Source organism: Pseudonocardia phyllosphaerae (assembly GCF_046546475.1).
GTDB classification, from domain to species: Bacteria; Actinomycetota; Actinomycetes; order Mycobacteriales; family Pseudonocardiaceae; genus Pseudonocardia; species Pseudonocardia phyllosphaerae.
Genome location: NZ_JBKGXS010000001.1, coordinates 1117714 through 1130949 on the forward strand (window position 1 = coordinate 1117714; position 13236 = coordinate 1130949).

Below are 13236 nucleotides of genomic sequence, written 5' to 3' on the forward strand. Positions count from 1 at the left end.
CGTTCGAATTCTCGTACTTCCCGGGCGCGTCGCCGCCTGAGTCAGACGTACTCGGACGACGCGCGCTCACCCTCGCACCAGCCCAGCACCGGGCGGCGGGGGTTTTTTCATGTCCGGCACCTGATCGCGACCGATCTCCAGTGAGGCAGACCTCATGACCACCGCCCCCTCCCGGTCCGGCACGTCCGGCCCGAAACCGGGCCCGCCGCCCGGCCGGCCCACGGCCCCGCGCGGCGAGACGACGTCCCGGAGCAACGCTCCCGCCACCCAGGACACCACGGTGCCCGGCGAGCGGGTCGTCGACGAGCCCGCGACCGGGGCGCAGTCCCTGGTCCGCTCGCTCGAGGAGATCGGGTGCGAGGTCGTCTTCGGGCTTCCCGGGGGGACCATCCTCCCGGCGTACGACCCGCTGCTCGACTCGACGAAGGTGCGCCACATCCTCGTCCGCCACGAGCAGGGCGCGGGCCACGCCGCGACCGGCTACGCGCAGGCCACCGGCAAGGTCGGGGTCTGCATGGCGACGTCCGGCCCGGGGGCCACGAACCTGGTCACCCCGATCGCCGACGCCCACATGGACTCGGTGCCGCTGGTGGCCATCACCGGCCAGCAGACCCGTTCGCTGATCGGCACCGACGCCTTCCAGGAGGCCGACATCACCGGCATCACCCTGCCGGTGACCAAGCACAACATGCTGGTGACCGACCCCGCGGAGATCCCGCAGGCGATCGCCGAGGCCTTCCACCTGGCGTCCACCGGCCGGCCCGGCCCGGTCCTGGTGGACATCCCCAAGGACGTGCTGCAGGAGCAGACCACGTTCAACTGGCCCCCGGAGCTGCACCTGCCCGGCTACCGGCCGACGACCCGGCCGCACGGCAAGCAGATCCGCGAGGCCGCGCGGCTCATCCGCGAGTCCCGCAAGCCCGTGCTCTACGTCGGCGGCGGCGTCCTCAAGGCCGAGGCCGCCGAGGAGCTGCGCGAGCTGGCCGAGCTGACCGGCGCACCCGTCGTCACCACCCTGATGGCGCGCGGCGTGTTCCCGGACAGCCACGACCAGCACCTGGGCATGCCCGGCATGCACGGCACGGTCGCGGCCGTCGCCGCCATGCAGAAGGCCGACCTGCTCATCGCGCTCGGCGCCCGGTTCGACGACCGGGTCACCGGCAAGCTGGAGAGCTTCGCGCCGGACGCGAAGATCGTCCACGCCGACATCGACCCGGCCGAGATCTCCAAGAACCGGCGGGCCGACGTCCCGATCGTCGGTGACTGCAAGGAGGTCATCGGTGAGCTGATCGAGGCCGTGCGTGCCGACCACGCCGAGTACTCCGCCCCGGACCTGAGCGCCTGGTGGCGGCAGGTCGGCGGGCTGCGCGACCGGTACCCGCTGGGCTGGAGCGAGCCGGCCGACGGCTCGGTCTCGCCGGAGTTCGTGATCGAGCGGATCGGCGCGATCGCCGGCCCGGACGCGATCTACACCGCAGGCGTCGGGCAGCACCAGATGTGGGCGGCCCAGTTCGTCCGCTACGAGAAGCCGCGCACCTGGCTCAACTCCGGCGGCCTGGGAACCATGGGCTACGCGGTCCCGGCCGCGATGGGCGCCAAGGTCGGGCAGCCGGACACCGTGGTCTGGTGCATCGACGGCGACGGCTGCTTCCAGATGACCAACCAGGAGCTCGCCACCTGCGCGATCGAGGGCATCCCGATCAAGGTCGCCGTGATCAACAACGGCAACCTCGGCATGGTCCGCCAGTGGCAGAACCTGTTCTACGGCGAGCGCTACTCCAACACCGACCTCAAGACCCACAAGCTGCGCATCCCGGACTTCCCGATGCTGGCCGAGGCCATGGGCTGCGTGGGCCTGCGGGCGGAGTCCAAGGAGGACGTGGACCGGGTCATCCGCGAGGCCATGGAGATCAACGACCGTCCGGTGGTCGTGGAGTTCGTGGTCGGAGCCGACGCCCAGGTGTGGCCGATGGTCGCCGCGGGCACCAGCAACGACGAGATCAAGGTTGCCCGGGACATCCGTCCCGAGTTCGAGAACGACGAGCTGGCGGCGTCGGTCGACGACGTCGCCGAGGTGACCGAGCAGGCCCTGGAGGGCGACAAGTGAGCGAGCTGCACACCCTCTCGGTCCTGGTCGAGGACAAGCCGGGTGTCCTGGCCCGGGTGTCCGGGCTGTTCTCCCGCCGCGGGTTCAACATCAACTCGCTGGCGGTCGGCCCGACCGAGCATCCGGACATCTCCCGGATGACGATCGTGGTCGAGGTCGAGGAGCTCCCGATGGAGCAGGTCACCAAGCAGCTGAACAAGCTGGTGAACGTGATCAAGATCGTCGAGCTGGAGCCGGACGTCTCGGTCCAGCGCGAGCTGCTGCTGGTCAAGGTCCGGGCCGACGCCACCGTGCGCAGCCAGGTGCTGGAGACCGTGCAGCTGTTCCGCGCCAAGGTCGTCGACGTCTCCCCGGAGGCGCTGACCATCGAGGCCACCGGCACCTCCGACAAGCTGAACGCGCTGCTGCGCATGCTCGAGCCCTACGGGGTCCGCGAGATGGTCCAGTCCGGGATGGTGGCGGTCGGGCGTGGCCCCCGCTCCATCACGGCCGCGGCCGTCCGCTAGACACCCTTCCGAACCGCTGTACGTGTTGAGAGGAACCTCTTCCCCATCATGAGTGTCAACATCTACTACGACGCCGACGCCGACCTGTCGATCATCCAGGGCCGTAAGGTCGCCGTGATCGGCTACGGCTCCCAGGGCCACGCGCACTCGCTGTCCCTGCGGGACTCGGGCGTCGAGGTCAAGATCGGTCTGCCGGAGGGCTCGAAGTCCCGCCAGAAGGCCGCCGACGAGGGCCTCGAGGTCGTCACGCCTGCCGAGGCAGCCGAGTGGGCCGACCTGATCATGATCCTGGCGCCGGACACCAAGCAGCGCTTCATCTACGCCGACGACATCGCCCCGAACCTGAACCCGGGCGACGCGCTGTTCTTCGGGCACGGCTTCAACATCCGCTACGACCTGATCCAGCCGCCGTCGGACGTCGACGTCGCGATGGTCGCGCCGAAGGGCCCGGGCCACCTGGTCCGCCGCCAGTTCGTCGACGGCAAGGGCGTGCCGTGCCTGATCGCCGTCGAGCAGGACGCGACCGGCAACGCCAAGGCGCTCGCGCTGTCCTACGCGGCCGCGATCGGCGGCGCCCGCGCCGGCGTCATCGAGACCACCTTCACCGAGGAGACCGAGACCGACCTGTTCGGTGAGCAGGCCGTCCTCTGTGGTGGCGCGGCCGCGCTGGTCCAGACCGGGTTCGAGGTGCTGACCGAGGCGGGCTACGCCCCGGAGATCGCCTACTTCGAGTGCCTGCACGAGCTGAAGCTGATCGTCGACCTCATGTACGAGGGCGGCATCACCAACGAGCGCTTCTCGATCTCCGACACCGCCGAGTTCGGAGACCTCACCCGCGGCCCGCGCGTGATCACCCCCGAGGTGAAGGAGAACATGCGCTCCGTGCTCAAGGAGGTCCAGGACGGGACCTTCGCGCGCGAGTGGGTCGCCGAGGACGAGGCGGGCCGCCCGAACTACACCAAGCTGCAGCAGCAGGGTGCCGAGCACCCGCTCGAGCAGGTCGGTGAGAAGCTCCGCGGCCTGATGAGCTGGGTCGGCGAGAAGGCCAAGTGAGCTGAACCCGCGTGATCGTCCGCCGGAGCGGTCCGGCAGGATGAACGCGCCACGGGCCGAGAGGCCCGTGCCGTCTCCCTCCCGGTACACCCACCGGTGAGCAGGGATCGTCGAACCCCCGTCCGGCACGACCGGGCGGGGGTTCGACGCGTGACGGGCCGGGTTCGCCGCGACGGGTTCACCGCTCGTCGCGCGGCTCACGCCGAGGGAGCCCTGCGGCCGTGCGCCCGCCCTACGATGGGTCACGGCCCGGGGACAACGGGCCATGATCGACCGCCGACCCGGGAGCACCCGCACACCGTGAGCAACGCCGCCTACCACCGTCCCGTCGTCCTGCTCGCCGAGAAGCTCGCGCCGTCGGCGGTGGAGCTGCTGGGAGCCGACGTCGAGGTCCGCCACGTCGACGGGACCGACCGGTCCGCGCTGCTGGCGGCGGTCGCCGATGCGGACGCGCTGATGGTGCGCTCCGCCACGCAGGTCGACGCGGAGCTGCTCGCGGCCGCGGGCCGGCTCAAGGTCGTCGCCCGGGCCGGGGTGGGGCTGGACAACGTCGACGTCGCGGCGGCCACCGCGCGTGGGGTGCTGGTGGTGAACGCACCGACGTCGAACATCGTCTCGGCCGCCGAGCACGCCGTCGCGCTGCTGCTGGCGACCGCGCGGCACATCCCCGCCGCCGACGCGTCGCTGCGGGCCGGGCAGTGGAAGCGCTCCGCCTACGCCGGTACCGAGCTCGACGGCAAGACCCTCGGCGTCGTCGGGCTGGGCAAGATCGGCCAGCTCGTCGCGCAGCGGCTCGGCGCGTTCGGCATGCGGTTGGTCGCCTACGACCCCTACATCTCCCGGTCGCGCGCGGCGCAGCTCGGGATCGAGCTGATGGAGCTCGAGGACCTGCTGCGGGTCGCGGACGCGATCACCGTGCACCTGCCGAAGACGCCGGAGACCGCCGGGCTGATCGGCAAGGACCAGCTGGCGCTGACCAAGCCCGGGGTGCTCGTCGTCAACGCCGCCCGCGGGGGCCTGGTCGACGAGGACGCGCTGGCCGAGGCGGTGCGCTCCGGGCACGTCGGCGGGGCCGGGATCGACGTCTACGTCACCGAGCCGACGACGTCGAGCCCGCTGTTCGAGCTCGACGAGGTCGTCGTGACACCGCACCTGGGTGCGTCGACGGCCGAGGCGCAGGACCGCGCCGGTACCGACGTCGCCCGCTCGGTGCAGCTCGCGCTGGCCGGGGAGTTCGTGCCCGACGCGGTGAACGTGCAGGTCCACGGCGGGGTCGGCGAGGAGGTACGGCCGTGGGTGCCGCTGGTGCAGAAGCTCGGCACCACGCTCTACGCCGTCGCCGGGCGGACGCCGACGTCGGTGACCGTCGACGTGGCAGGCGAGCTCGCCGCCGACGACGTCGAGGTGCTCGGCCTGGCCGCGCTCCGCGGGCTGTTCACCCACGTCGTCGAGGACCAGGTCACGTTCGTCAACGTGCCGCAGCTGGCCGAGGAGCGCGGGGTCACCGTCGAGCTGACGACGGCGCCGGAGAGCGTGAACCACCGCAGCGTCGTGCAGCTGCGCGGCGCCATGCCCGACGGCGAGGTCGTCACCGTCTCCGGCACCCTCACCGGGCGCGCCGAGGTGCAGAAGCTCGTCGAGATCAACGGGCGGCACTTCGACCTGCGCGCCGAGGGCGACCTCGTGGTGCTGGAGTACACCGACCGGCCCGGCGTCATGGGCCGCGTGGGATCGCTGCTCGGCGAGGCCGCGGTGAACATCGAGGCCGCCCAGATCTCCCAGACCACCGACGGCGCCGACGCCCTGATGCTCCTGCGCGTCGACCGCCGCATCGACCCGGCCGTGCTGGAGCCGATCGGCGCGTCGGTCGGGGCACGGACCATCCGGCTGATCAGCTTCGACGAGTAGGGGTGCTGCGGCGCCGGGGTGCTGTGGTCGGCGAGCCTGCCGGCGGCGTGCGGTCCACGGGCCCGCCGACGGCGGGAGCACGGGTCATGGGCGCGCGAAGTACCTCAGCTACTGAGACATCTCCGCGAGATGTTTCAGCTGGTGAGGCATCTGCGGGACGGCCACCTGGTGCGGTCGGCCTCGAAGCACCCGGCTCACCCGGCTCACCCCCGCGGCGCCCAGCCCAGTGCGGGCCCCAGCTTCCCGGCGATGTCGGTGAGGATCTGCACGTAGTCCTCCTCCGGGAACCCGAAGGGCAGCGCGAAGACGGCCTCGCGCACCTCGCGGAAGCCGGCGTCGGCGTGCAGGGCCTCGGCGATCTCGTCCGAGGTCCCGACCAGGTCGCGGGCGAACAGCAGCCCGGCCGGGCCCTGCGGCACCCCGACGCGGGCGTCGCGGGCGGCGGCGTAGTCGGCGTAGCGGGCGCGCTGCTCGGGCGTCGCGGAGTCGGTGGGCACGACGACCAGCCCCTGCGAGACCCGGCCGTCCGGCCTGGCCTGCTTGTAGGACCGGATGAGCCGGCTCTGGATCGCGGCGAAGTCGGTCTCGCCGTCGGCGGCGCGCACCACGTTGCTGGTCAGCAGGTTCAGCCCCTGCTCGGCGGCCCAGACCGCGGAGCTCCCGCTGCCCGCGCCGTACCACATGCGGCCCGCCAGACCGGGGGAGTGCGGCTGCACCGCCCGGGAGAACGTCTCGATCCCGACGGTCCCCTCGAACGCGCTCGCCGGCTCCCCGCGCAGGAACGACAGCAGCCGCTCGATCCGGGTCCGGCTGAAGTCCTCGGCGTCGGCGGTGTCGGGGTAGAGGGCCTCGCGGACGTCGTCCCACCGCATCGGCGGACCGATCGAGATCCCCGGGTTCAACCGCCCGCCGGAGAGCACGTCGACCGTGGCCAGGTCCTCGGCCAGGCGCAGCGGGTTCTCCCACGCGAGCGGGATCACCGCGGTGCCGAGGTCGATCCGCGACGTCCGCTGGCTCGCCGCCGCGAGCACCGCGACCGGCGAGGAGATGCCGTACTGGAAGTGCCGGTGCCGGACGAAGGCGCTGTCGAAGCCGAGGCGCTCGCCCAGCTCGATGACCTGCAGCGTCGTCTCGTGCCCGGCGGCGGGGGCGTCGCCGTCGAACGAACCGATGGTCAGGAAACCGAGCCGCTCGAGGGGCTCCGCGGACGTGGGCATGACCACTCCAACGTCGTTGTGCGCGTGGCTCTTCCCGGTCCGTCCACTCCCGAATGTCCCCCGGTTGCGCGGTCGTACCCACCCCGTCGGGTGGCCAACCGATGACCCTGCGTCCGCGGACGGTAGCGTGCAGTGCGGCAAGTCGACGAGAGGACGAGGTCATGCGTCTTGCGGTCATCCCCGGTGACGGCATCGGCCCGGAGGTCACGAACGAGGCGTTGAAGGTCCTCGGCGAGGTCGTCCGGGACGTCGAGACGACCGAGTACGACCTCGGCGCCGCCCGCTGGCACTCCACCGGCGAGCTGCTGCCGGAGTCCGTGCTGAGCGAGATCAAGCAGCAGGACGCGATCCTGCTCGGGGCCGTCGGTGACCCGTCGGTGCCCAGCGGCATCCTGGAGCGCGGTCTGCTCCTGCGGCTGCGCTTCGAGCTCGACCACCACGTGAACCTGCGGCCCGCGCGGCTCTACCCGGGCGTGCGCAGCCCGCTGGCAGGCAACCCGGAGATCGACCTGGTCGTCGTCCGGGAGGGCACCGAGGGGCCGTACGTCGGCACCGGTGGCCTGCTGCGCAAGGACACGCCGTACGAGATCGCCACCGAGGTCAGCCAGAACACCGCGTTCGGCATCGAGCGGGTCGTGCGCGACGCGTTCGCCCGCGCGCAGCGGCGCCCGAAGAAGCACCTGACCCTGGTGCACAAGACCAACGTGCTGACCTACGCCGGTGCACTGTGGTCGCGGATCGTCGAGGAGGTGTCGCTGGAGTACCCGGAGGTCTCGGTCGCCTACCAGCACGTCGACTCGACCACGATCCACCTGGTCACCGACCCGGGCCGCTACGACGTGATCGTCACCGACAACCTGTTCGGCGACATCCTCACCGACCTGGCGGCCGCGGTGACCGGCGGGATCGGGCTGGCCGCGTCGGGCAATCTGGACGCGAGCCGGGTCAACCCGTCGATGTTCGAGCCGGTGCACGGCTCCGCGCCGGACATCGCCGGGCAGGGCGTCGCCGACCCGACGGCAGCGGTGCTCTCGGTCGCGCTGATGCTCGACCACCTGGGCCACACCGACTCGGCACGGCGCATCGAGGCCGCCGTCGCGTTCGACCTGGCCACCCGGGACCACTCGGCGACCGGCAGCACGTCCTCGATCGGGGACCGGCTCGCCGCGCTGGTGTCCAGCCGCGAGGTCGCAGCTCCCTGAGCCGCACACCGACCACGACCACGGGGGCCGTCGCGCACGTCGCGGCGGCCCCCGTGGTCGTTCGGTGAAGGTCGTCGCGGATCAGGGGGTCGACGACGGCCCGGTCAGCATCGTCACCCCGCCGGTCGCGAAATTCTCGATGTCGGCGGCCGCAGCCTTGCCCTCCTCGCTGGAGAGACCGGTCACGAACGCCTGCTCGTCGGCGAACTCCAGTGCCGCGATCAGGTGGTACGCCGGCTGCAGCCCGTCCGGGCCCGGCTTCGGACGCGTGACGGTCAGCCGCTGCAGCCCGGGGACCTTCTTCGCCAGCGGCGTGTGCGTCTGGTCGTAGTAGCTGTCGAACTGGGCCACGTCCGCCGGCGGGTGGTATAGGACGGTGAGCTGGTACACGGTGTGCAGATCCTCCTCGTGCGTGGCCGGCGCACCTCGGACGGCGCCGTCGCCGTCCCCACCCTGACGCATCGCCGCCGGTCCCGCACCGTCCGGCGGGGGAGCCTCGATAGGCTGGCCCCACCATGAGTACTCCAGCCCCCGTCCGGGCGCGGTTCTCGCCGTCCCCGACCGGCACCCCGCACGTCGGCCTCATCCGCACCGCCCTGTTCAACTGGGCCTTCGCCCGCCACCACGGCGGGCAGCTGGTCTTCCGGATCGAGGACACCGACTCGTCCCGCGACTCCGCCGAGTCCTACCAGTCGCTGCTCGACGCGCTGGGCTGGCTCGGCCTGGACTGGGACGAGGGCGTCGAGAAGGGCGGCCCGCACGGTCCGTACCGGCAGAGCGAGCGCGGCGAGATCTACGCCGACGCCCTGCAGCGCCTGATCGACGCCGGGGAGGTCTACGAGTCCTTCTCCAGCCCGGAGGAGACCGAGGCCCGGCACAAGGCGGCCGGCCGGGACCCCAAGCTCGGCTACGACAACTTCGACCGCCACCTCACCGACGAGCAGCGCTCGGTGTACCGCGCGGAGGGCCGCAAGCCCGTCTACCGGCTGCGGATGCCTGATCGCGACATCACCTTCACCGACCTCGTCCGCGGCGAGATCACGTTCCGCCAGGGGCAGGTGCCGGACTTCGTGCTGGCCCGCGCCGACCGGACGCCGCTCTACCCGCTGACCAACCCGGTCGACGACGCGCTGATGGAGATCACCCACGTCCTGCGCGGGGAGGACCTGCTCCCGTCGACGCCCCGGCAGATCGCGCTGCTCGAGGCGCTGCAGCGGGTCGGGATCGGCAACGGGCCGTTCCGGTACGCGCACCTGCCGCTGGTCACCGGTGAGGGCAACCGCAAGCTGTCCAAGCGGGACCCGCAGTCCAACCTGTTCCACTACCGCGACGCCGGCTTCGTGCCGGAGGGCCTGCTCAACTACCTGGCCCTGCTCGGCTGGTCGATCGGCGAGGACCGCGACGTGTTCTCCCTCGACGAGATGGTGGAGGCCTTCGACGTCTCCCGCGTCTCGGGCAACGCGGCCCGCTTCGACCTGAAGAAGGCCGAGGCGATCAACGCCGCGCACCTGCGGCTGCTCGCCCCGGACGACTTCGCCGAGCGCGTCGTGCCGTACCTGCAGGCCGAGGGGGTCGCCGAGCCGGACCGCGCCGTGCTCGCCGCGGCCGCGCCGCTGGTGCAGGAGCGCAGCCAGGTCCTCGCCGACGCGGCCCGGATGCTCGCGTTCCTGTTCCGCGACGAGGAGACCTTCACCCCGGACGAGGACGCCGCGGCGAAGAACCTGAACGCCGACGCCGCGCCGATCCTGGAGGCCGCGGTCAAGGGCCTCACCGAGCTCGACGAGTGGACCGCCGCGGCCATCGAGGAGTCGCTCAAGGCCTCGCTCGTCGAGGGGCTGGGGCTCAAGCCGCGGAAGGCGTTCGCGCCCGTCCGCGTCGCGATCAGCGGCCGCACGGTCTCCCCGCCGCTCTACGAGAGCATGGAGCTGCTGGGCAGGGACCGGTCGCTGGCCCGACTGGGGGCCGGTGTCCGCCGCTCCCAGGGCATGGTTTAGAGTATCCACATCAGCGGAGAGCGGGCCTCGCTCCGGAACGGGGCCCGCTTTTCGATGGGGTATGGTGTAATCGGCAGCACGACTGATTCTGGTTCAGTTAGTCTAGGTTCGAGTCCTGGTACCCCAGCGGAGATCGTTTTCGATCTCTGACAATTCGGCATCGTCTCGTCCAAAGGTCCCGTCGTCTAGCGGCCTAGGACGCCGCCCTCTCAAGGCGGTAGCGCGGGTTCAAATCCCGTCGGGACTACCACGGCTCCCTCGCGGAGCCTGCCAACCGAGTCGATGCCGAATGTCCTGGTCCCGTCGTCTAGCGGCCTAGGACGCCGCCCTCTCAAGGCGGTAGCGCGGGTTCAAATCCCGTCGGGACTACTCACGAAGGCCCCGCTCCACCGGAGCGGGGCCTTCGTCGTGTCCGGGGCTCCTCGTCCGGGCTGTCCGGGCCTCGTGTCCGGGAGGCCCGGCGGCGCGCTCAGAGGCCGAGCATCCCGGCCAGCCGGTCCGACGTCGTCACGGTGGCCTGGGCGGGCAGGACCTTCTCGACCAGTGCGTCGTGCACCTCGGGGGAGCCGTCGGCGCACGCGTCGGACAGGACGACGATCCGGTAGTCCCGGTCGGCCGCGTCCCGCACGGTGCTGAGCACCACGCCGCTGGTGGCGATGCCGGTGAGCACCAGCGTCGTCACGCCTGCGGCGCGAAGCTGCTCGTCGAGGTCGGTGGTGGAGAACGCGCCGATCCGCGACTTGCGGACGACGATGTCGCCGGGCTGCGGGGCGATGCGGTCGTCGACGGCGGTGGTGGCGGCGTCCGGGGCGAGCCCTGGCGCGGCACCGGCGGCGACCATCTTCCCGAACTGGCTGTGCGCCGGGGCGGCCTCGGCCTCCTCGGGCGTCAGGGCGACGCGGACGTAGCCGACGGTCGTACCGGCCTTGCGGGCGACGTCGAGGACGTCGACGACGGTGTCGATCGGAGCCGGGGCACCGGAGCGCTGCTCGATCGAGGCCATGATCCCGGGCTGGAAGTCCATGGCGAGCACGGCGGTGGAGCGCGGGTCGAGGGCGGGGAGGGTCAAGCGGGGCTCCTTTGTTCGAGACGCTCGCCGAGCGTGCGGGGGCCGGGCGCGGGTCACGCCGTACGGAGCGCGCCGGGATGGATCACGGGGCCGGGGCGGGCATGGTGTTCGGGACGCCCTCGGTACCGCGGCCGCCTCCGTGGTTGCCGCCCCCTCCTTGGTTTCCGCCGCCCCCGTGGTTGCCTCCGCCTCCGTGGTTGCCGCCTCCGCCGTTGCCTCCGCCGTCGCCGGGTGGGTTCGGCTTCTTCGAGGTGGTCGTCGTGGTGGGCCCCTGCGGTGGGTCCGGCGGTGCCGGGGGAACGGACGGGTCCTTCGAGGGATCCTTGGTGACGCCGGGATCGTCCGTCGGGCCGGACGGGTCGTCGGTGGGGGTGGTGCCCGGGTCCTGGGTGGGACGGTCCGCGGGCGGCGGGGCGGCGACCTCGGTCGTCTGCTGCGACTCCCGGGTGCGCGCCGGTGCCTGGTCCTGGGTGGCGGGGGTGTCGTCCCGGGACGTCGTGGGTGCCGGCGGTGGCGGTGGGGCCGCCGGCGCCGTCGTCGTCGGCACGGCCGGGAGCGCAGGCGTCGCGTCGTTCACCGAGCGGTCGCTCGGCCAGACGAGCACCGCGCCGACGACGGCGATCGCCGCGACCACACCGCCCGCGCCGATGAGCACGGCGGGGGAGCGGACGCCGCCGCGCGGGGCGGGGGTGTCCGGGGAGACCGCCGTGGCGCCCTCGGGGTAGCCGTAGTTCCCGGGCGCGTAGGGCGCGCCGTAGCCGGACGCGGTCGTCGGCGCCTCGTACGGCGGGCTGATCGCGGTGAGCCGCTCGGTGGGCGGGTCGACGTAGTGCGGCTGCGGCTGCGACGACTGCGCGGTCCGCGGACCCGAGTCGTACACCCCGCCCTGCTCGTGGATGCCGCCCTGCGGCGGCTGCCCGTCGGACTGCTGCACGGTGCGCGGGTCCCCCCGGTCCTGCAGGTTCCGGTCCTGCGAGCCCTGCGGTGCCTGGCCCTGGGACTGCTCCGGGGGCTGGGCCGGCGAGCCGCCGGTGCCGTTGTTGTGGGCGGCCGCGGCGGCGCCGATGGCGGCGGCCCCGGACGCGGCGACCGGGGCCCACGGCACCGGGCCGGGGTCGGCGGCGAGCGAAGCACCGGGCTCGGTCGCGCGGCGGCGTCCGGAGTCGGTCGTGCCGGGTGTGGCGGGCGATCCGGCGTCGGCGTTCTCGGCGGCACCGGCGTCCGGGCCGGGGGAGTACGCGGTCTGCGGGCCGCTGTCGTACGGGCCGTACCCGCCGCTCGCGTACGCGGTCTGCGGCCCGCTCGCGCCCACGGCGCCGTGCGGCCCCGAGTCCAGCGGCGCAGGCGCGGTCGCCTGCTCGCCCGGCGCCGCAGCCAGGACGGCTCCGAGCGAGAGCGCGTGCTCGGGGTCCCCGTCGACCTGCACCGGCAGGTCCAGCTCCGCATTCAGCGTCCGCGACACCAGCGGTGCCTGCGCCGAGTCCCCGACGACGAGCACGGTCGTGTCCTCGCCGCCGTTGTCGCGCAGGTAGTCCACGACGGCCTCGTCGAAGTCGGGTCCACCGGCGCGCGGCAGCCGGGCGGTCGGCCCGAGCAGCGCGAACGCCGACCCGCCCTGCTCGGCGCGCAGCACCGCGGCACCGCAGTCGTCGTCGGTGAGGTCGAGGACGGCCAGCGTCGCGCCCGGCGGGACCGGCTCGACCGACGCGTGGTGCAGCGCCGCGGCCTGCGGGCCGGAGACGAGCGTCGCGGTCAGGCCGCGGGCGGCCAGCGCCCCGGCGGCGCGGTCGCGTACCTCCGGCTCCCAGGCCGCGGGGCAGGTGACGGCGACGGCGTCGGGCACGGCGCCCTCCGCGGCGAAGGCGAGGTCGGCGGTGTGGCAGACGAGCGTCGCCCAGAGGTCCTCCGCCGGGTAGCTGTGTCCACCGAGCGTGACCGGGTCCGGGTTCTCCACGAGACCGGCGACGTCCTGTGCGGCACCGTGCGGGTCGGACGCCGCGGCGTGTTCGGCCTGGTCACCGGCGGACAGCGTGCCGTCGGCGGCGGCGTGCACGACCGAGGGGATGCCGTAGGGCGAGTCACCCAGCGCGAGCGGCTCCGGGTACGCGTGGTCACCCGGACGGCCGACCGCGGCCGTGGTCCGCGCGCCGCCGACGTCGATGCCCAGCAGGTAACCCATC

General features: G+C 72.8%; 10 protein-coding genes and 3 tRNA genes. 9 read left to right on the forward strand and 4 right to left on the reverse strand.

What is annotated here, in order from left to right:
- The first annotated feature begins 154 nt into the window (after positions 1 to 154).
- The 4 genes from ACLE50_RS05240 (at position 155) to serA (ending at position 5574) form a co-directional block, all read left to right on the forward strand.
- Positions 155 to 2107, forward strand: coding sequence for an acetolactate synthase large subunit (locus tag ACLE50_RS05240; RefSeq protein WP_410942192.1), 1953 nt, complete (start codon positions 155 to 157; stop codon positions 2105 to 2107).
- The gene (gene ilvN, locus ACLE50_RS05245) at positions 2104 to 2613 is read left to right on the forward strand and encodes an acetolactate synthase small subunit (RefSeq protein ID WP_410942193.1); all 510 of its coding nucleotides are present in this window, start codon (positions 2104 to 2106) and stop codon (positions 2611 to 2613) included. Before ACLE50_RS05240 ends, ilvN begins: the two co-directional genes overlap by 4 nt.
- 48 nt (positions 2614 to 2661) lie before the next feature.
- Positions 2662 to 3666 (forward strand): ketol-acid reductoisomerase, encoded by a 1005-nt coding sequence (gene ilvC / locus ACLE50_RS05250; RefSeq protein ID WP_410942194.1) that lies wholly within the window; start codon positions 2662 to 2664, stop codon positions 3664 to 3666.
- A 300-nt stretch (positions 3667 to 3966) separates the two neighbouring features.
- Positions 3967 to 5574, forward strand: coding sequence for a phosphoglycerate dehydrogenase (gene serA / locus ACLE50_RS05255; RefSeq protein WP_410942195.1), 1608 nt, complete (start codon positions 3967 to 3969; stop codon positions 5572 to 5574).
- 203 nt (positions 5575 to 5777) lie between these two features.
- Here the strand turns inward: serA and ACLE50_RS05260 are convergent, their stop codons facing one another.
- Complete coding sequence (locus ACLE50_RS05260; protein ID WP_410942196.1) at positions 5778 to 6791, reverse strand: LLM class flavin-dependent oxidoreductase; 1014 nt, start codon at positions 6789 to 6791, stop codon at positions 5778 to 5780.
- Positions 6792 to 6952: 161 nt separating this feature from the next.
- Between ACLE50_RS05260 and ACLE50_RS05265 the strand changes: the two genes are divergently transcribed.
- Positions 6953 to 7993, forward strand: a complete 1041-nt coding sequence (locus tag ACLE50_RS05265) for a 3-isopropylmalate dehydrogenase (protein ID WP_410942197.1) — start codon at positions 6953 to 6955, stop codon at positions 7991 to 7993.
- Between the two features lie 81 nt (positions 7994 to 8074).
- On the opposite strand, the gene ACLE50_RS05270 is transcribed toward ACLE50_RS05265, so the two are convergent.
- Positions 8075 to 8383: an EthD family reductase gene (locus ACLE50_RS05270; protein ID WP_410942198.1), complete on the reverse strand. Its 309-nt coding sequence runs from the start codon at positions 8381 to 8383 to the stop codon at positions 8075 to 8077.
- Between the two features lie 125 nt (positions 8384 to 8508).
- On the opposite strand from ACLE50_RS05270, the gene gltX reads away from it, so the two are divergent.
- From gltX to ACLE50_RS05290, 4 genes are all read left to right on the forward strand, one after another.
- Positions 8509 to 9987, forward strand: coding sequence for a glutamate--tRNA ligase (gltX, locus tag ACLE50_RS05275; protein ID WP_410942199.1), 1479 nt, complete (start codon positions 8509 to 8511; stop codon positions 9985 to 9987).
- A 55-nt stretch (positions 9988 to 10042) separates the two neighbouring features.
- Positions 10043 to 10114 (forward strand) — tRNA-Gln (locus ACLE50_RS05280).
- Positions 10115 to 10161: 47 nt separating this feature from the next.
- Positions 10162 to 10237, forward strand: a tRNA-Glu gene (locus tag ACLE50_RS05285).
- Between the two features lie 46 nt (positions 10238 to 10283).
- Positions 10284 to 10356: transfer RNA gene (locus ACLE50_RS05290), tRNA-Glu, on the forward strand.
- 100 nt (positions 10357 to 10456) lie between these two features.
- Here the strand turns inward: ACLE50_RS05290 and ACLE50_RS05295 are convergent.
- Together ACLE50_RS05295 and ACLE50_RS05300 are read right to left on the reverse strand one after the other, a co-directional pair.
- Positions 10457 to 11056, reverse strand: coding sequence for a cysteine hydrolase family protein (locus ACLE50_RS05295; RefSeq protein ID WP_410942200.1), 600 nt, complete (start codon positions 11054 to 11056; stop codon positions 10457 to 10459).
- 82 nt (positions 11057 to 11138) lie between these two features.
- A complete protein-coding gene (locus ACLE50_RS05300; RefSeq protein WP_410942201.1) occupies positions 11139 to 13235 on the reverse strand; it encodes a hypothetical protein in 2097 nt (698 codons plus the stop codon).
- Position 13236: the final 1 nt, after the last annotated feature.